Annotated in this window: 21 protein-coding genes and 1 pseudogene; 7 read left to right on the top strand and 15 right to left on the bottom strand. The window is 58.4% G+C overall.

Going from position 1 to position 18,282, the window contains the following annotated elements; genetic code table 11:
- Positions 1 to 198: 198 nt before the first annotated feature.
- From A6V37_RS03960 to A6V37_RS42750, 10 genes are all read right to left on the bottom strand, one after another.
- Positions 199 to 555 carry a hypothetical protein gene (locus A6V37_RS03960; protein WP_064265037.1) on the bottom strand — a complete coding sequence of 119 codons (357 nt, stop codon included), beginning with the start codon at positions 553 to 555 and terminating at the stop codon, positions 199 to 201.
- A 128-nt stretch (positions 556 to 683) separates the two neighbouring features.
- Positions 684 to 1,430: a twin-arginine translocase subunit TatC gene (gene tatC, locus A6V37_RS03955; protein ID WP_064264910.1), complete on the bottom strand. Its 747-nt coding sequence runs from the start codon at positions 1,428 to 1,430 to the stop codon at positions 684 to 686.
- Positions 1,431 to 1,500: 70 nt separating this feature from the next.
- A complete protein-coding gene (gene tatB / locus A6V37_RS03950; protein WP_064264908.1) occupies positions 1,501 to 2,037 on the bottom strand; it encodes a Sec-independent protein translocase protein TatB in 537 nt (178 codons plus the stop codon).
- An 81-nt stretch (positions 2,038 to 2,118) separates the two neighbouring features.
- Positions 2,119 to 2,346, bottom strand: coding sequence for a Sec-independent protein translocase subunit TatA (gene tatA, locus A6V37_RS03945; RefSeq protein WP_064264906.1), 228 nt, complete (start codon positions 2,344 to 2,346; stop codon positions 2,119 to 2,121).
- Between the two features lie 86 nt (positions 2,347 to 2,432).
- Positions 2,433 to 3,704 (bottom strand): epoxide hydrolase family protein, encoded by a 1,272-nt coding sequence (locus A6V37_RS03940; RefSeq protein WP_064264904.1) that lies wholly within the window; start codon positions 3,702 to 3,704, stop codon positions 2,433 to 2,435.
- A gap of 267 nt (positions 3,705 to 3,971) precedes the next feature.
- The gene (locus A6V37_RS03935; protein ID WP_064264902.1) at positions 3,972 to 4,325 is read right to left on the bottom strand and encodes a DUF4148 domain-containing protein; all 354 of its coding nucleotides are present in this window, start codon (positions 4,323 to 4,325) and stop codon (positions 3,972 to 3,974) included.
- Positions 4,326 to 4,641: 316 nt separating this feature from the next.
- A complete protein-coding gene (locus A6V37_RS40450) occupies positions 4,642 to 4,812 on the bottom strand; it encodes a hypothetical protein (protein WP_157447847.1) in 171 nt (56 codons plus the stop codon).
- Between the two features lie 124 nt (positions 4,813 to 4,936).
- A complete protein-coding gene (locus A6V37_RS03930; protein ID WP_064264900.1) occupies positions 4,937 to 5,248 on the bottom strand; it encodes a DUF4148 domain-containing protein in 312 nt (103 codons plus the stop codon).
- 61 nt (positions 5,249 to 5,309) lie between these two features.
- Positions 5,310 to 5,657: a DUF4148 domain-containing protein gene (locus A6V37_RS03925; RefSeq protein WP_064264898.1), complete on the bottom strand. Its 348-nt coding sequence runs from the start codon at positions 5,655 to 5,657 to the stop codon at positions 5,310 to 5,312.
- Positions 5,658 to 5,823: 166 nt separating this feature from the next.
- Positions 5,824 to 5,952 carry a hypothetical protein gene (locus tag A6V37_RS42750; RefSeq protein WP_278185251.1) on the bottom strand — a complete coding sequence of 43 codons (129 nt, stop codon included), beginning with the start codon at positions 5,950 to 5,952 and terminating at the stop codon, positions 5,824 to 5,826.
- Between the two features lie 403 nt (positions 5,953 to 6,355).
- Between A6V37_RS42750 and A6V37_RS03920 the strand changes: the two genes are divergently transcribed.
- Positions 6,356 to 6,874: a sigma-70 family RNA polymerase sigma factor gene (locus tag A6V37_RS03920; protein WP_064264896.1), complete on the top strand. Its 519-nt coding sequence runs from the start codon at positions 6,356 to 6,358 to the stop codon at positions 6,872 to 6,874.
- Positions 6,875 to 6,958: 84 nt separating this feature from the next.
- Positions 6,959 to 8,437 carry a YncE family protein gene (locus A6V37_RS03915; protein ID WP_064285791.1) on the top strand — a complete coding sequence of 493 codons (1,479 nt, stop codon included), beginning with the start codon at positions 6,959 to 6,961 and terminating at the stop codon, positions 8,435 to 8,437.
- Positions 8,438 to 8,620: 183 nt separating this feature from the next.
- Here the strand turns inward: A6V37_RS03915 and A6V37_RS03910 are convergent, their stop codons facing one another.
- The 5 genes from A6V37_RS03910 to A6V37_RS03890 all read right to left on the bottom strand — a co-directional run bounded on the left by A6V37_RS03910 (position 8,621) and on the right by A6V37_RS03890 (position 13,339).
- On the bottom strand, positions 8,621 to 8,932 hold the full coding sequence (locus A6V37_RS03910; protein ID WP_064264892.1) for a high-potential iron-sulfur protein: 312 nt from the start codon (positions 8,930 to 8,932) through the stop codon (positions 8,621 to 8,623).
- Between the two features lie 62 nt (positions 8,933 to 8,994).
- Positions 8,995 to 9,354, bottom strand: a complete 360-nt coding sequence (locus tag A6V37_RS03905; protein ID WP_064264891.1) for a c-type cytochrome — start codon at positions 9,352 to 9,354, stop codon at positions 8,995 to 8,997.
- Positions 9,355 to 9,364: 10 nt separating this feature from the next.
- Positions 9,365 to 10,603 (bottom strand): molybdopterin-dependent oxidoreductase, encoded by a 1,239-nt coding sequence (locus A6V37_RS03900; RefSeq protein WP_064264890.1) that lies wholly within the window; start codon positions 10,601 to 10,603, stop codon positions 9,365 to 9,367.
- A 342-nt stretch (positions 10,604 to 10,945) separates the two neighbouring features.
- Entirely contained in the window at positions 10,946 to 11,998 is a 1,053-nt protein-coding gene (locus tag A6V37_RS03895; protein ID WP_064285790.1) for an alpha/beta fold hydrolase, read from the bottom strand.
- Between the two features lie 252 nt (positions 11,999 to 12,250).
- Positions 12,251 to 13,339, bottom strand: a complete 1,089-nt coding sequence (locus A6V37_RS03890; protein WP_064264888.1) for a substrate-binding domain-containing protein — start codon at positions 13,337 to 13,339, stop codon at positions 12,251 to 12,253.
- A gap of 411 nt (positions 13,340 to 13,750) precedes the next feature.
- Between A6V37_RS03890 and A6V37_RS03885 the strand changes: the two genes are divergently transcribed.
- The 5 genes and pseudogenes from A6V37_RS03885 to A6V37_RS03865 all read left to right on the top strand — a co-directional run bounded on the left by A6V37_RS03885 (position 13,751) and on the right by A6V37_RS03865 (position 18,281).
- Positions 13,751 to 14,290: a hypothetical protein gene (locus tag A6V37_RS03885; RefSeq protein WP_064264887.1), complete on the top strand. Its 540-nt coding sequence runs from the start codon at positions 13,751 to 13,753 to the stop codon at positions 14,288 to 14,290.
- Between the two features lie 99 nt (positions 14,291 to 14,389).
- Positions 14,390 to 14,497 (top strand): annotated as a pseudogene (locus tag A6V37_RS43095) (IS5/IS1182 family transposase); the annotation flags it as partial.
- Between the two features lie 169 nt (positions 14,498 to 14,666).
- Positions 14,667 to 15,026: a COG4315 family predicted lipoprotein gene (locus A6V37_RS03875; RefSeq protein WP_064264885.1), complete on the top strand. Its 360-nt coding sequence runs from the start codon at positions 14,667 to 14,669 to the stop codon at positions 15,024 to 15,026.
- 46 nt (positions 15,027 to 15,072) lie between these two features.
- Positions 15,073 to 15,936 carry an SDR family NAD(P)-dependent oxidoreductase gene (locus tag A6V37_RS03870; RefSeq protein WP_064264884.1) on the top strand — a complete coding sequence of 288 codons (864 nt, stop codon included), beginning with the start codon at positions 15,073 to 15,075 and terminating at the stop codon, positions 15,934 to 15,936.
- Positions 15,937 to 16,415: 479 nt separating this feature from the next.
- Entirely contained in the window at positions 16,416 to 18,281 is a 1,866-nt protein-coding gene (locus A6V37_RS03865; protein WP_064264883.1) for a potassium transporter Kup, read from the top strand.
- Position 18,282 lies beyond the last annotated feature (1 nt).

Raw genomic sequence — 18,282 nt, 5'->3', positions numbered from 1 at the left:
ATCTGCTATGCGCGGGTGTCACGAGTGACAAAGTCGGCACCTGACGAGGGCGCAACGCCAGGCGATAGACCTGGGTCGATTTTGTCACGCGGCCTGGCACAAGCAATAGGACCTTGGTCCGATGCTTTCACGGGTATTTTGCCTGATGCGCTCCTGCCGCGGGCACCCCACAATGCTCATTCGCCGGGGCGCCGAAATCTAACAACTGTGAGACCGGAAATAGATGATCAGCTGGACGATTCGAACTGAAAAGAACAGATAGCCGATGCCCAGTACAGCCTGTAGCGCATAGTGCCATCGCAATCGCGATAGCTTGCGCAGCCCGTCCAGAAAGTTGAGCGCCACGAGTATGCATCCTGTTCCAGCTACCACGTAACCCGCAATTACGGGATCGGACAAGCCAGGCAGGTCGATCGTATCGAAGCGTTTTACCGCTTCGAAGCCTGCCGCGATGAGGATGGTGGCAATTACCAGATTCCTGATGTGTTCGAATCCCGCCTTTAGGCCACCGCGATCGAAGAGTGCCTGCATGACATATGTCGAGACGGTTCGCATTGAATCTCTCCTCTGTCTGGCTGGGTCGCCAACCCGCTTCCACGTATGAACGGCCTCTTTGAATCCAAACTCGAAACTCGTTGTTTCGACCAAGACTAGCTGATAGACCATTTGGATCCGGCCGTCAACTATCCTTTGTGTGAGCCTATCCTGGCTGCAATGATGCCGACCTCGTAGAGAATGACCAGCGGGAAGGCGAGAATCAGCTGGGAGAACACATCGGGCGGCGTCATCACCGCGGAAATTGCGAATGCACCGACAAACACATACGGCCGGATCTGGCGCAACTTCTTCACCGTCACGATCCCCATTCGCGCGAGGATCACCACGATGATCGGCACCTCGAACGTCACGCCAAATGCCAGAAACATGGTGAGGACGAGACCCACATATTTATCGATATCCGTCGTCATTTCGACCCCAAGTGGGGCGTTGTAATGCGCCATCACACGAAAAATGGTGGGAAACACAACGAAATACGCGAATGCCATTCCGCACAGAAACAGCGCGTAGCTGCTGCCGACCAGCGGCACGACGAGCTTTCTCTCGTGTCGATAAAGCCCCGGAGCGATAAACGCCCAGATTTGGTACAGCACGACGGGCAGTGCGATGACGAGCGCGACCATCATGGTGACTTTCATCGGGACGAAGAACGAGCCGGTGACGTCGGTGACAATCAGCTTGCCGTCCGGCGGCAAGTTTTGCATCAGCGGATGGGCCAGCAGCCGGAAGATATTGGGGGCCCAGTAGACCAGTCCGATGAACACGAAGACCACTGAGGCGCCCGCGCGGATGATCCGGTTACGTAGTTCGACCAGGTGTGAGATCAACGTCTCTTCGACTGGCTCGCTTCCAATGTGTTGCAGGTTACTCATGCCAGGCCTCCGCCAGGAATCATCGATGGAAGAAAAGTGGGCCAATGCAAACTGAAAGCGTGGCAAGGTATTAGAAGAACCACGCACGGCGGCGCATCGTCCCAGGAATACCCCATGCCGTTCGCGACGCCCCCGAGGTCAGGCTCGTTTTGCGCACTCTGGCGTGCTTGTACCAGCTCGGAATAGCCGCCTGCCTGGCGCGCCAGTTCCTGCGTTTCGTTTGCGACGCGTTGCTGATGCCCGTGAGGACACTTGAGGTATCACCATAGGCGGGCGTCAGATCTGGATCTTTGACGCATGCCACACTGTCCGACGTCGACGTGCCCGATTTCCATGCATCGTTGAGCTCGCTTTCCTGCTGGCGCATGACGTCGTGAACCTTGTTCTCGACATCCAACGCCGCTGTCTCAATCCCGGCGAGCATCCCCCTCACACTGTCGACTTCAATCTCTCGGGCGATTTCCGCCTTGACGTCGTCGATATACCGTTGTGCGCGGCCGAACAGTGCGCCCGCCGTTCGCGCAACGCCAGGCAAGCGCTTCGGTCCAAGCACTACGAGGGCGACGACGCCGATCAGTGCCATTTTGGTCAACCCGAGGTCCAGCATGGAATCAAAGCTCCAGAAATCGGCAAGAGGTACGGCCAGGACCGTAGTGATCTGAAATGGACCGTGAAGCTGGTCCGCTACCTACCGGTATTCGCCCGAACGCGTGATGTTCTTTGTTTCAATGTCAACGACGTCGTTATGAGGCAACCCTCGCTGCCTTTCTGTAGTTTCACCTTCGGCCAGGCCTTCCTTGAACCCCTTGACTGCGCTACCCAGATCGCCGCCGATGTTGCGCAGCTTCTTCGTGCCAAAGACAAGCGCCACGATAAGGAGAACGATCATCCAATGCCAAATACTCAACGACCCCATGTTTGAAAACTCTCTCTGATTGCGCCGCCCCAGGTTTCAGATGTTGCTACTGGCCTTGTCAAGGCGGCTTCTGAAATGGAAGCGAATTAGCGCAGCGATCTGAACGCAGCCCGGACCTCGCGACTGAAGAGCTCGGGCTGCTCCCATGCCGCGAAGTGACCACCGTTGTTGACCTCGTTGAAATAAATGAGGTTGTGATAGCTGCGCTCCGTCCAGCTTCGCGGTGCGCGATAGATCTCGCCGGGGAACACCGACACCGCAGCAGGCAGGGAAATATTCACCGCATTGAAGTTGTTGGAATGGTCTTCCCAATAGATCTGGGCTGCGGATGTCGCACTATCTGTGAGCCAGTAGAGCGATATATCGTCGAGTATTTCATCACGGGTGAGTACCCGTTCCGGTACGCCGCCGCTATAGGTCCATTGAGAGATCTTGTCGTACATCCAGGCCGCCTGTCCAACGGGTGAATCCGCCAGGGCATAACCAACGGTCTGCGGCCTGGTCACCATCATGGCTGCATAACCGCCATTGTCGCGATAGAAGACATTGAGCGCGTCGTATGCGGCCTTCTCCGTTGGAGACAGACTGCTCGGTGCAGGCTCACCGAGGGTAAGCAATGTGGCGATATCGGGAGGTACCGTTGCCGGCATGTTGACGTGTATGCCGATCAAACCCTTCACATTTTGCATGGCCATGCGGTGCGAAATCACCGATCCACAGTCACCGCCTTGCGAGACGAAGCGGGTGTAGCCCAATCGGGCCATCAATTCGCCCCAGGCGCGCGCAATGTGATCCGAACCCCAGCCCGTCGTCTCCGGACGTCCGGAGAAGCCGAAGCCCGGTATTGACGGCACCACGACGTGGAATGCGTCGTCGGCGCTTCCTCCGTGCGCGGTGGGATCGGTCAGCGGAGCGATGACTTTCAACATTTCGAAGATCGAGCCTGGCCACCCGTGGGTCATGATCATCGGCATTGCATGTTCGTGGCGGGATCGCACGTGAATGAACTGAATGTCGAGGCCGTCGATTTCGGTCATGAACATAGGCAATGCGTTCAGTTTTGCCTCGCCTTTGCGCCAGTCATATTCGGTGGCCCAGTACTGGACAAGTGCTTGCATGCGCTTCAGTTCCACACCCTGGGACTCGTCTTTGACCGTCTCCTTGCCCGGCCAGCGCGTGGCGGCGAGCCGTCGGCGCAGCTCGACAAGACTGGCTTCCGGCACGCTGGCCTTGAACGGGCGGATTCTGTCGTCGCCGGTTGCGGCGAACAGGGATCCGGGAATCAGGCCTGCGGCGGCTACCGAGGCTGAAGCCGCGAGAATATGACGTCGACGGAGTGAAAACGGTGTTGAAGACATGTTTGACATCCTGGTGCTAGAAAGTGGCCGGCGCGCTATTCAAACTGCGTCCGAGAGGTCACGAAAAGAACGCTCCGTTGCCGGTCAATCTGGCGTGCCAGCTGGTGTGGAGCATCGCCAGACAACCGAAAAGGCAGGCTGTGACGGGCGATTGGTGGCTGGTGATGCGAATACGGCGCAATTGGCATGCAGGACGATTCGAGAGAGATGCCTGTACGGAGGAAACCGCCGAGAGTGAACCCAACATCGGGCGAGTTAAACGGGCGATCAACTGCCGAAGAAAATGTTGCAGTAGCTCACCGGGCCAACGCACGATGACGGTGTCGGCTTGGGCAGATGCAGATGTGAACCGGAGGATGACGTGCCGGACATCGCTGTGCCGCCAACGGCATCATTTGCCATCTGTTGGTTGCCTTGAGCTGCAATCTTGGCTTCAGCAGCCTGAATGTCCGCCGGATAGGTCTCGTCGTCGGCACTCGACGGTCTGTAGCCCGCTTGCTCGACGCGGATCAGATCCGCGCGGACTTCGGCACGGGTAAGAGGGGCGTTGCTTTGCGCGAAGCTGATTACAGGGCTGGCAAGAGCACCGGCGGCGATGAGAAGGCAAGTAAAGGCTTTCATGGTCGAACTCCTTGGATCAGTGGAATGTGCGGGTGAGCGGTTGCGTTGTATTCAGCTGCCGAAATATGGTGTGCAGAAGCCGACGGGCCCGACACAGCCATATTTATTTCGAAATCCTAAGTAAAATGATGATTTGCAAAATCGAACTTCGGTATCGGTTTTCCCGTGCTCTATATAAGGGCGAACAGCGGGTTGGAGAAACTATTCCGACGTGTCGACAGAATTTTGCGTTCTGGACTGAGGCTGCATTGACTCATCAATCGGGTGTTTATGGCAGTCCGTTGGTGTTTTCGCTATAGCGACGGCCCGACACCCGCTATTTGTATGCATAGCCCCGCAGTACCTTGAAAAGCTGGAGTGACAAGGTACACGCCAGGGTAAATGCCCCTGCCAGACTGAAATCGACATTGAGCATCAGATGCGTCAGGGGTTTCGTTATTGTCACGACGAGCGGATGGTAGATCGTCGCATTGATCAGGTCTTCCATGAGTCTCTCTCGATATGGCGTCGCCATCGCTCGGAGGTCGATAGAGACGTGATTGGGTATGCTGGTCAAGCCATCTAGCATGACTACGGAGTTCGAATCCCAGGTTTGCCGTGCAGCGGTGCGGTCAGGGGGCGACACTGGCCACTGGACCAGTTGACACGCCGGCCTGCGAGGACTCGATCTGAGCACGTCCGCCCGTTGATGCGGCGGCCAATCGTTGCGCGTCCTCGGCGGCAACTTTTGCTTGCGCCGCCTCGATATCTGCAGGGTAGTCTCCCTCGTCGCCCGCGGAGGGGTTGTAGCCGGCCGCTTCCAGTCGCAGCAGTTCGGCGAGCACCTGGGCACGAGTGAGGGGAGTGGAGGCAGTCTGCGCGAAACCGGTGATAGGGCCGGCGAATGCGCAGGCGGCGAGTGTGAGGCAAGCAAGCGTCTTCATGATCCGATTCTCCTTCGAGCGATGGGGGCCAGGGCACCTGGTGCAGGCCTTGACAGGGATTTCAGCTGCCGAAAAACGGCGAGCAGAAACTGACCGGGCCGACACAAGCCGACGGGGCGTTATGGGAGCCGGTGGCCGCGACGGCGGTGTTGCCGGATGCGATCGAACCGCCCATGGGGGCGCCGGATCCGCTCGCGTCTTGCGACTTAAGGCGGGCGACCTGTTGTTCAAAGATCGGATTGACCGCGGGGTAGGAGGTGTCGGTGACGAAGTTCAGGCCGTTGTTTTCTGCCTGGATCAGTTCCTGACGGACTTCGGCGCGGGTTTTTTCCTGGGCCGACGCGCTGGTCACAATGCCTGCTGTGGCAAAAATGGCGATGGAAAGGGCGATGATAGAACGCGTTTTCATTTCGAACTCCTGAATAGATGATGAAGAAAAGCAACGTTGTTGTATCAGGGTGAACACAGACATCTTTAACTTATTCCGGGATTGAATCGATTATTAGCGGTTCCATCGTCAAGGCAGGGAAACTGGCGATGGTGCTGCGTGACGGGCACCTATCATCCCGATAGGTTTATTGAATGCATACGCCGCTAAGATCGACCGTTCGCCGATAGACGTATTTGTTTAGCCACGGCACGAACGTGTACTCCCAGTACGCGTTGCTGCCGATCAGGATCCAGTTGGACAGATCGTTGGACATGTCACTCTCCTTGACTCAGCCCGATTCGACGTGAGCGGTGCAGCATGATCAAGCCGATCTTGGATGCTGCCCATGTCTACGCAAACACCTCACAAGTACGGATATTCCGAGCGTGGGACATGTTTACGGGCAGTAATCGTCTTGCAAGGAAATTTGCTTTGAATGGCTGGTACGACCGATGCCGTTCACGTTAGAAGTTGACGGCAGGTCGGTTAGCGACGCGCAGATGTGCATCCCGGCGCGGGCCGTTACATGTTGGATTGAGCGTTGAAAGCCGGTACTTAAAGGGGAAGTCCGTTCGTTCGAAGCGGGCCGGAATCGCCTATTCTGTTACATATCGCACGGGTGTGCTGCCGTTCCGGACAAAGTGCCTGCCGTACAAAGCAACTGATTGGTATGTCAAATGGACACCCGAGACCAGTTAATCGAGCATGTGCCGCGTCTGCGTCGCTATGCTCGGGCGTTGATACATAACAACGATCTGGCCGACGATCTGGTTCAGGACACTTTGGAGCGCGCGTTGAGCCGGACAGAGATGTTCAAGGCGGGAACGGATCTGCGCGCCTGGCTGTTTACGATCATGCACAACGTGTTTGCCAATCAGGCTCGCAAGAGTTCCGCGCGGGCCGTACACGTCTCGGTGGACGATGAAAGCTTCGTGGAAGCCGAGTTCGCCGTGAACGCGGATCAGGCGAGGTGCCTGGAAATACGCGATCTCGACTATGCGCTGCAGCGCTTACCTGCCGAGCAGCGAGAAGTCGTCCTGTTGGTGGGTTTGGAGGAAATGAGCTACGCAGATGTGGCACTCGCACTGGACATCCCCATTGGCACGGTGATGTCGCGACTTGCACGCGGCCGCGAGCGTCTGAGATCGTTAATGGCAGGGACTCAGCCTGGAGCAAAACTACAGGTGGTGCGATGAACGAACAACAGACTTCAAACGGCCACCCGAACCGGCCCACAGCATTCAGTCGAACATGCCGATCGACACACCACAGGAGCCGTGATGAAGCGCACGTCCATCCTTACCTCCGCGCTGACGGCAGCCGCACTGTCCAGTGCGCAACTCGCATCCGCCGGACAGGCCCCGGGTTCGTTGTCCGATCCTGACATCCCTGTAAGCCATCACGACCGCGTCTATGCGGCAGAGCAATTCTCGAACACCGTCTCCGTGATCGATCCGGCCGACAACAAGCTGATCGGCTTGATTCGCCTCGGCGACCCATCGCCGGGCAATTTCAGCCCGTTGTACAAAGGCCAGTTGCTCGTGCATGGGATGGGCTTCTCGCCGGACCACCGCACGATCGCGGTCGTCTCGATCGGTTCGAATTCGGTCTCGTTCATCGATACGCAGACGAATGCGGTCAAGCACGTCACGTACGTGGGGCGCTCGCCTCACGAGGCGTTTTTTAGCCCCGACGGCAAGGAGGTCTGGGTAACAGTGCGCGGCGAGAACTACGTCGCGGTGCTCGACGGCGCGACGTATGACGAGAAAACGCGCATCACTGTCCCCGCCGGCCCTGGCATGACGATCTTCTCGCCGGACGGCAAGTACGGCTACGTGTGCTCGTCGTTCAATCCGGAGACGGAGGTGATCTCCGTCTCCGATCACAAGATCGTCGGCAAGGTCACGCAGGCGAGTCCGTTCTGCCCCGACCTTGCGGCTACACCGGACGGCAAGCAAGTCTGGTTCACGCTCAAGGATGTCGGCAAGACGCAGGTATTCGACGCTCACCCGCCTTTTGCACTGATCAGGACGCTCGACACCGGCCCGATCACGAACCACGTGAACATCGTGAAAAACGCCAAGGGCATGTTTGCCTACGTGACGGTCGGCGGTCTGAATCAGATCAAGGTGTTCCGCACCGACGACTTCTCGCAGGTCGCGACCATTCCCGTCGGCAACCTGCCGCACGGAATCTGGCCGTCGGGCGACGGCAGCCGCGTCTATGTGGGCCTTGAGAACGCTGACGCGATGGCCGCGATCGACACACTAACCAACAAGGTGATTGCGACCGTGCCGATCGGCCAGGCACCCCAGGCCGTCACCTATGTGCCCGATGCGGTGCCGCAAGGTGATGGTACGCAGAACACGCAGCCGCTCGGGCTGGCAGGGATGAGCGTTCATCTTGCGCTGGTGCCCGTGGCATCGGGCAAGCCAGCCGACGCCGCGAATGCGCCGACCACCGTGACACTGTTCGACCAGGGGCTCGTGCAGGTCCTTCAGGCCGCCGTCACCGGCCTCCAACCGAAGCAGGCTTATACGCTGGGCCTCGCCGACCATCCCGACGGCAGCGGCAATGTGGAGCCGCTCGCGAACTTCATGACCAACCCCGCCGGCGCTGCGATAGTGAATGCACTCGGTCAAATTCGTCAACTCGTCACACCCGGCACAAACTCGGCCGGCGACAAGAGTCGTTACCTCGTAATCGCACCGCAAGTGTCCGGTAAGCCGGGCGCGCCGGTACAGGTGCAGTCGCTCTAAGCACAACGGCCGCCGCCGAGGAGTGTGGACGGCGGTCGCCTTCTGCTCACAGCGTGTTATACGTCGAGGAGGAAGTTGAATGCCTTTCAATTGCCCATCTATGTTCACGTAGCACATTGGATGGCAACGTGACGACCCTCGCGAATGTGTCTCCAAGAAGGTTCGCAAAAGAGGCAACTACGGTCAGGCTTTCTTCACGTACGCGCTGCACCATCCCTTGGCATTGACCTGCTTCCCGCCAAAGATCGGACACGGTCCGGCGGCATCCCCTGGCTTGCCCTGATAGAGCTGGCAATTCCCACAAACCTGGCCGGCCTGGTACTTTGCATATTTGGCCTTGTCGACCTGGGTCGCGTCCGGTTTATACCCTAGCGACTGGGCGGTAGGGTCGCTGTCGGAGAGCATGGGCGCATCAGCCCGCGCCTCGTCAGTGAGTACCGCAGTGGACGCCAGCGAGGCGGCAAAAATCATGAAGTGACGACGCGAGACTTGCACGATGTATTCCTCCTTGATTCAAACGGGTGAGCGTTTCGATAGCGATATCGGCCTGAACATCATCACTTCCCCTGCTGCTTGCCGTTGATCGCAGTCAGGTACTTTGCCAGACTTTCGACCTGGTCCTCTGGAAGCGGTGCACCGTAAGCCGTGCGCATCTTGTTGATTTCCGACTTCCATACGTCAAACGTCAACGGGGGCTGTCGCGTGACCATGCCCGCCGAGTGGCAGATCATGCATTGGGAGTTGGCAAGGTCCGCGCCTTCGCCCGGCGGAAACACGTTATGGCTATCGGGCAGCGTCACGTTGACAGTGCGGGTGAGGGCAGTTGCCAACGGCTGGCCCGATGGGGAGCCGGCGTAGCCGTGCGACCCGCCGACGGCCATGACGACGGTTAGCAACGCGAGTGTCGAATGTCTCATAGTCTGCTCCTCAGACTCCGACCACCGTCACCGACTCGATGACGTTGCGCATGAAGCCGCCGGGGTTCCAGTTTGCCGTGGCCGGCTGCACGATGCCGGACGCGTTGGTGGCTTTGACCTGCAAGACCATCGGGCCACGTTTGGGCGTGATGCGTACGTCCCATTGAATGAAACTGTACTTGCCGTGGTCGTGACCGAGGCGTGCCGGCAGCCACGTTGAACCGCCATCCGCGGAAACATGTACCTCCCGCACGCCGGTATCGCCGCCGAACGCGATGCCACGGACGGCAAGCGGCTTGCCCACCGGAACATGCTGATCATTCGCAAGGCTGGTAATGAAGGAGCGCGGCACCAAACGATTGATCGGCACCGTCGGAACGCCGGTTTGCCCTGGCTCAATGCTAGCGTGCGGCGTATCCGGAATCAGATAAGCCTTCGTCATCCAGAAGTTGTCGTCCGGTTGGGCCAGAACTTCGATGTCGCTGAGCATCTTGACCCAGTAAGTCGAATACCAGCCTGGGACGATCAGGCGCGTCGGAAATCCGTTCAGGAGCGGGAGCGGCTGACCATTCATCGCGTAGGCGATCATCACTTCGCCATCGCGGGCATGATCGACATCCAGCGACTTCATGAAATTCGGGGTCGCGGGTATGACGCCCGTGTCGAGGCCATGAAAGCGAACCGCGGCTGAACCGGCATTGATACCCGCCCGGTCCAGAACGTCGCGCAGGCGCACACCGGTCCACAACGCGTTGCCCATCGCGCCGTTCGCCCATTGAGCGCCGGGGACACGTGGTGCGAAGAACCCTCTGGAGTTGCCCGAACACTGATTGACGGCGGCAAGTTCCACGCGGGGAAACTTCGTGAGCAGCTCGGTCAGACTCAAACTAAGTTCCTGCTTCACGGCGCCATGAACATTCAACCTGAAGGCGGCGCCATCGATCTGCGTCGGAACATTGGCCAGGTGCCAGCGCACATAAAACTGATCATTGGGGGTGAAGACCCCCTGGTTGAAGACGGAAAAAGGCGTTTCCAGTAAGGGTGGCCGCGTCCGCAGCAGGATCATTTCGCCCTTTTGCGGGAATGCACGTGTGAAATCGCGCTGGCCGCCTTCAAAGGGCAAGCTGATGGTTCCTTCCGCCCGGGCCGCGCCGCTCCAGGAGCCGAACGTACCCGCTAGACCTCCCGCCGCGATGCCGCGCAGGATTATGCGGCGCCGCCCGTCCATCGTGTCAGGCTGAAGTTTCATGATTGTGTTCCCACCATCTGAAAACCGCCGACCTGGTCGACCGGAGGGCCGATCGGGTTACCCGGGATGGAACAGTCGGAACCTGTGGACCTTATAGTTCGGAATCCAATGGGTAGCCAAGTGGAGTTTAGGCACCATTCGCGCCTTCCTGAATACGGTTACACCCTAATTCTGGAGCGACGCGCGCAAGCTGGACCGTTCGTACCGGCATGTCGATAAGCGAGCAACGCGAACGAGTGCGCGACGGCGACGCTGCGCTAACGGCCCGGCATTGCGGGGACGATGAAGGATCTAAACACGGCTGGAAACTGAAGCCCCGACGTGCCGTCGACCCGTCACCCCTCAGTAGGAGTCAACTTCGACTACCGCCGCGGCGAACTCCCGTGGCGCTTCCTGAGGAAGGTTGTGCCCGATACCGCCCTTGATGATCCGGTGGGTGTATTTGCCCGAAAACTTCCCGGCATAGGCTGCGCCGTCCGCGTGCGGTGCACCATTGGCATCACCTTCAAGAGTGATCGTGGGTATGGTGATGAGCGGACCTTGCGCCAGCCGCTTTTCCAGATCGTCGTATTTCGGCTCGCCTGCGGCCAGGCTCTGCCTCCACCGGTAGTTGTGGATCACAATACTGACATAGTCCGGGTGATCGAAGGCTGTTGCTGTGCGATCGAACGTCGCGTCGTCGAATGCCCACTTCGGCGATGCAATCTGCCAAATGAGCTTCCCGAATTCGCGCCGATACTTCCCGTACCCCACTACGCCGCGCTCGGTGGCGAAGTAGTATTGGTACCACCATGCATACTCGGCTTTGGGTGGCAGCGGCATTGTGTTGAAATCAAGGTTGTTGATCAGATAGCCACTCACTGCCACGAGCGCCTTGCAGCGCTCGGGCCAGAGGGCTGCGATGATGCAGGCCGATCGCCCTCCCAGGTCAAAGCCCGCAATGGTCGCCTTCGGGATCTTCAGGGCATCCATCAGCGCGATGACGTCCACTGCGGCAGCGGCCTGCTGGCCATTCCGGAATGTAGCGTCTGAAAGAAAGCGCGTCGTGCCATGGCCGCGCATGTACGGAACAATCACCCGGTACCCAGCCGACGCTAGCAGGGGCGCGACATCGACGAAGCTGTAAATGTCGTAGGGCCAGCCATGTAACAGAATCACCACGGGACCGTCGGCCGGACCCGCCTCTGCGTAGCCGACGTTCAGCAGGCCGGCGTCGATCTGCTTGAGTGGACCGAATGATGTGTGTGTCCCCGGCTTGACGGCGGGAAAACGAGTGCCTTCTGCATTGCTGGATTGTGCCCTTGCGGAACCTGACATTCCGAACTGTGCAGCTGCAAGAGCCGTGACCGCAGTGCCTAGGAAGCCGCGACGGCGGGAATCAACATTTTCTGACATTTTTACTTCTCCACTTTTGGATTGGCATAGAAAGAGCGCGTAAAGATTGCGCGACGTGGTATGCGTTATTTAATATTGATAATAAATTTGATATCCTAAATATATAAATGAAAAATCCGGGCAAAGGCGCGCCAAGTTATGTTCCGAATAAACCTTGAAGCGCCGTAACTAGCGTGCAAGATTCGCCGATTGCACAAGCGTTGAGAGTATTCATGCCAGTCGCGAATTCGATGATGTGAAGAGATGGCAAAATCAAATCTTCGTATGCACTGAGTTGGAGACGTCCGGGGCCTGTTCCGGGTGGCCACGCTGCTGGCGAAGGAATCGGACTGTGCTCGCGGTGGTGTCCGGCTGGAACGGTGTGAAGCCGTAACGTTCAAAAATCGACAATGCTTCCGGGGAGCGGATAAAGGCGAGCCAGCGCCGCGCGGCCTGCACATGCGATGCACCCTTGGCGATGGCACCGCCGTAGATCGCTGTCGCATTGTCTGCTACAGGGATGTCGACGTGAGCCACCGGGTGCCCGGCCTGCTCCTGGAAAACTGCCTCCGACTGCCACGTGATGCCTGCGTCGGCCTTGCCCTGCATGATCCACAGAGGTGTCTGCCGGTAATGGATGTGGGTGAGTGTCGTTGAGCCGTCGTTGACCTTCGTGTCGTATACCGCCTTGACGAGGGCGTCGCCACCGGCGTTTTCGAGTGCGATTTTTATTTGTCGGGCGATCCCTTCGAACGCCGGATTTGGCATTGCGAGTCGAACACCCGGTTCGCCGAGATCCGCGAGTCTTTCGACATGCGCGGGATTGTTCTTCGGCACCATGATAGTCAACGTGTTCTTCACGTAAGGCACCGCCGGCGCCTGCAGCAGGCCCGCGTCGATCTCCCTCTGCACCGTTTTCAGGCCTGCAAGGTAGACATCGGGCGCGACGGTCCACGTCATGTTACCGACGGTCACCACGCCGCCCGACTCTATCTGCTTGATAAGCAGCCCCGGCGGGAGAGTCTCCCAATAGACATGCCCCCTGTACTGCGGATAATGCGCTTCGAACGCGTAGACAAGCGGAGCCATTGCAAAAAAATAGTTGCCACCGACATACAGTGCGAGCGCGAGATGGATCGGATCGCCGTGGAAATCCGCAAGGTTATCCGCATCAGGCTCAGTGAACGACAGACCTCGTTCGGTTGCGTCGTTGTTCGCACCTTGTTGCCACGGCGGAGAATCGAGCTCGGTTGTCTTGGAAGGTGTCGCTGCAACACCCCCGGCGGCATAGGCGAGCTGCGTTGCAAGTGCAGTTGCCGCACTGAGCGCGTACATGAGCAGATTTTTTCTCAAGTTGTACATGGAGAGTGCTCCAAAACAAGATAACTATTGCCCACAGGCGCGTTAACATCGAACGGGCGATGTTTTACAGCGGCGATAGCGCAGGGCAGGGCAGTTCAGACCTCCTGACTGTCACTCGTGCCGCTCATGGACCCTATGCACGATCCAGACATTGGGCAAACAGCGGTCGACGATGTTTATTCCAATTTTCTACTCCGGACCAGGATGAGACTCGGAATCACTCGGCAGATCATTGCGACGGGCAACCGGCCAAGGACGACTCGATGGCGGTGAGCTATCCCTGAGGGAAAGAGGCGTTGCGTCGCGTGAGGCCTTCGACACACGGGGAAAATCACAGAGAAATCCACAAGGATGGAATAGACAGCGCAACTGCGTGTTCGCGTTCAGTCGACTCGATTCCCGAGAAATCCGATGTATAAACTTTTTGCAGGCGGCCGTTCCGCCGACTCCGGTATCGTCGCCCGGCTTGGGTGCGCGTTCGCCGCGTCAGCTATCGCAATTGCCGTGAACACAGCCTTGCTTTCAGTTGCGGATTTTTTTCATCTCGTCACTGCTCGAGGCGGGCTTCTTTCTCTGCTTCTCCGGGAAGCGCGCAGATACGTCTCCGTTAGCCCCGTTTACCAGACATATGGTTTCCAGCAGGCTTTTCATGTTGCGGTCGGGATTGTCATGGGTATTGTCTACGCCATCTTGTTTGCGCGTCTTCGTGGTAGCGCGTGGAAAAAAGGCGTGACCTACGGGGTGCTAATTTGGTTGGTAAATGCTTGTATTGTCCTGCCGGCGATCCATCAGGGCGTCGCAGGATATCGGGTTCTAAGCGTGGGAGGCATGTTGTATTTCGCATGCGCTCACATGGTGTTCTTCCTGCTTTGTGCAGTTCTCTATGAACGGTTTTGCTACGAATTCTCGACACGCAACCATGAGCCCGGCCAGACAGGTGAGCGTGCGTAAGGTGAATGAACTGACTCATTCTCGAAAAAGTACAGACATTGGAATATCTGCCTGAACAAGATGTTCACCCCTATGAATACAGTACGGACCCACTAACCGCACGGCATGGCCGCGCGGATGCTCACACCGGTCAATGGGATTCCTGGTGAGAAAAGCTTGATGCTGAGGGCAGGGTCCGCAATCGACGCCACCTTGATCTACGCACCCGGTTTGCTTGCGTGTCGCGATGCGACTGGATCGCTCGGCGTGGACGTGATGTCTGGCGCGCATGAGGTAAGCCCGTTGGAATTCCTGGAGACGCAGGAAAGTACGTCGGTTCGGGTAATCAAAAGTCACGTGCCCGGGTGACATTGTCGCAACTATATGGACGGATATCATGATCAAGACTTTGCTTTGCTTCGTTGCTTGTGCTGTTCCCCTTGCTTCATATGCGGAGGCTCCCCACGTGTCGAATAGCGTGATGGCCGACGAAAATGGTATGACACTCTACACATTCGATAAGGATACCGAACCAGGTAAGAGCGCATGTAAGGACGAGTGCGCGACCATTTGGCCGGCCGCGATGGCCCATGCTGATGAAAGGGCGAGCGGTGACTGGAGTTTCGTGACCGCAGTCGATGGCCAGAAACAGTGGGCCTATAAGGGGCACCCGTTGTACCGTTTTTCTAAAGACACGCAGCCTGGCCAGGCGGGTGGGGATGGCGTCAAAGGGGTATGGCATACCGCGAAACCCTGAATGGTCAAGTTGATCGATCGAGTATTTACCGAAGAGGAAATGTAGGATGTCTAAAGTTTGGCTAATTACAGGAAGCGGAAGTGGTCTGGGTCGAATCATTGCCGAGACGGTGCTGGCCGCCGGAAACCAAGTCGTCGCGACCGCCCGTAACGTCCGCCAGTTGGACGACCTGATAGCGCAATACGGCGAGAATGTCCGGGTGGTCGAGCTCGACGTCACGGACGAGTCCCAGGGGCAGGCGGCCGTCGAATCGGCGATCGATGGGTTCGGGCGACTTGACGTGCTCGTGAATAATGCAGGGTACGGGGATACACGCCCGTTCGAGCAGGTTCCCTCGAACGAGTTTCGCCAACTGGTTGAGACGTGCTTTTTCGGTGTTGTGAATCTCTCTCGCGCGGCGCTTCCGATCATGCGGCGGCAGCGTAGCGGACACATCATCCAGATTTCTTCGTTGGGTGGCCGTACGGCGTTCCCGGGCAACGCCGCCTATTTCGCGTCGAAGTGGGCCGTCGGTGGCTTCACCGAAGGTCTGGCGCAGGAGACTGCACCGTTCGGCGTCAAGGTTACCGCACTTGAGCCAGGCGGAATGCGTACCAATTGGGGAAAGCGTGCGAACGCAGATCGACCGGTCTTGTTGCCGGACTACGAGCCCTCAGTCGGCGCAAGCGTGAAACAGTTGGAAGGCTATTGGGGCAATGAGTCAGGGGACCCCGTCAAAGTCGCACAGGTTGTTCTCAAGATTGCCGACACTGAGACGGTGCCGCCACACATTCTGCTCGGAAGCGATGCTTTTCATTTTGCACGTCAGGCGGAGCAAGCGAGAGCAGCCGATGCAGATCGGTGGCAAGCCGTTAGCATCTCTACGGACGTGGATGCTGTTGGTTCAGTTCCCACGTTTCCGACGCATTGAATTGGGCCTAACGCATGGCCAACTATTCCAGGCGGCCGCTTTGAGGAAAAGCGGCTGTCTGAAGTGGTCAAGTTTGCTTGAGTCGTACACAAATTTATGCCAAATCCAGGAACGCATTTGTACGAACCAACGGGTGAAGGCATTGGAGCTATGTCGGGTAAATATTACTTGACATAATATAAATTATCAACATTTTAGGTGTTAGTCCAAAGTTCAGATGTCGTGTTTCCGCTAAATACAAATGTCACGTCATAACACTAGCTTGATCGTCGACGACCCGTTCCATCGACAATCGAATCAGCTCATCGCCGTCTGCAATTGATGCACAATCTACTGAACCTGCCTGGATCGATCGAAGCTGGGCCAGCGTATTTCAACGCCGCATCAGACTCCAACCGCCATTTCTACCCATCCTACATTCCATGAACAACGTGCGTGCGCTGCAGACTCCGCAGTCTTCGAGCGGAACTCGTGGAACGATGGCGTTGGCGCTTTCCGCGCTCGGCATTGTATTCGGCGATCTGGGCACCAGTCCTCTCTACGCGCTACAGGCCTCATTCGGTGGCGCGCTTGGGGTGACGCCGACGCATGCCAACGTGATCGGCATCGTCTCGCTGTTCCTGTGGTCGCTGATCCTGATGGTGAGCATCAAGTACGTGCTGGTGCTGATGCAGGCCGACAATCACGGCGAAGGCGGACTGCTGGCCTTGCTGGCGTTGCTTGTCGGAGAGCGCAGCGGGCGCGTGACCCGGCGTGGCGCCCTGCCGTGGGTATTCATGGCGATGTTCGGTACCGCCATGCTGTACGGCGATGGCGTCATTACTCCCGCGATCTCGGTGCTGAGCGCGATCGAAGGCGTTGAAGTGGCTACCCCCACGTTCGCGCATTACACGGTGCCGATTACGGTGGTCATCCTGGTCATGCTGTTCGCGGTCCAGCCGTTGGGCTCCGGCCGCGTCGGCGTGGCATTCGGTCCGATCCTTGCCATCTGGTTCGTGGTCATCTTCGCGCTGGGACTCATATCGTTGGCGAAGACGCCTGCCATCCTAGCCGCTTTCAACCCGCTTAACGGCATTACATTCTTCGCTCATAACGGGTTCAAGGGCTTTGTTGCTTTGGGCGCGGTGGTGCTGTGCCTCACGGGTGGCGAGGCTCTATACGCCGACATGGGGCACTTCGGCGCGCGGCCGATCCGCCTCGCCTGGTATTGCCTCGCGTTGCCGGCGCTCACCGTCAGCTACCTGGGGCAAGGCGCATTGCTGCTGCGCGATCCGAGCGCCGCAGCCCGTCCGTTCTATACGACCGTGCCTCCGTCGCTGCTGTATCCGATGGTGGTGCTGGCCACGCTTGCCACCATTGTGGCGGCTCAAGCGCTGATCTCGGCGGTGTTCTCCCTGACGCGGCAGGCCGCGCAACTCGGCCTGTCGCCTCGTGTGACGATCAGGCACACCTCGTCCAGCACCGCCGGGCAGATCTATCTGCCGGGCCTCAACTGGGTGCTGATGATCGGCACCATTGCCGTCGTGTTGGGGTTCCGTACCTCGGATAGCCTGGCGGCCGCGTTCGGCATTGCCGTGTCGACAACCATGGCGATCACCACCATGCTGTTTGCCGCCTATGCGCGCGTCCGGCTGCAGTGGCCGGTGTGGCGCATCGCACTGGTCGCCGGCGTGTTCATGGTGGTGGATCTGGCGTTTGTCGCGGCGAACGCCATGAAATTCGCGGATGGCGGCTGGCTTCCGCTCAGCATCGGCGCAGTCACGTTCCTCGTGTCGACGTCCTGGCTTATAGGGCTGAGGGCGTTGCAAGAGGCACGCCGGGATTCGGGGCTGCCGCTGGACGCATTCATTGCGAGCATCGCCGCTGCCCCGCCCCATCGAGTGAGCGGCACGGGCGTGTTTCTGATGGCCGCGGGTAACTCGGTCCCCGTCACCTTGCTGCATCACCTCAAGCACAATCAGATACTTCACGAACAGGTCGTGCTTCTCACCTTGCTGACCGAGGAAATCCCACGCGTTGAGCCCGCCGAACGCTTCACGGTGAAGCGGCTGGAACAGGGCTTTGTACGGATCGAAGGCCGTTACGGCTACCTCGAAATGCTCGACGTGCCGCAACTGCTCGCGCAGGCCCTGCAGTGCGCGGGATGTCCGGCCTATGAGGCGATGATGACCACGTTCTATCTGGGGCGCGAGTCGCTTGCGGTACAGACGAAGCAGCGCCCGTTACGGCACATGCTGTTGAGCCTGTTCAGCCGGCTGCGCAAGAATGAGCTGGATGCAACGGCGCACCTGGGCTTGCCGCCCAACCGTGTCGTCGAGATGGGAGGGCGGCTGGATCTGGTCTGAG

The sequence above is a fragment of the Paraburkholderia ginsengiterrae genome, from assembly GCF_001645125.1.
Classification (GTDB): Bacteria; Pseudomonadota; Gammaproteobacteria; order Burkholderiales; family Burkholderiaceae; genus Paraburkholderia; species Paraburkholderia ginsengiterrae.
The sequence above is the reverse complement of the archived record's forward strand: the minus strand, read 5'-3'. Positions and strand labels throughout refer to the sequence as shown.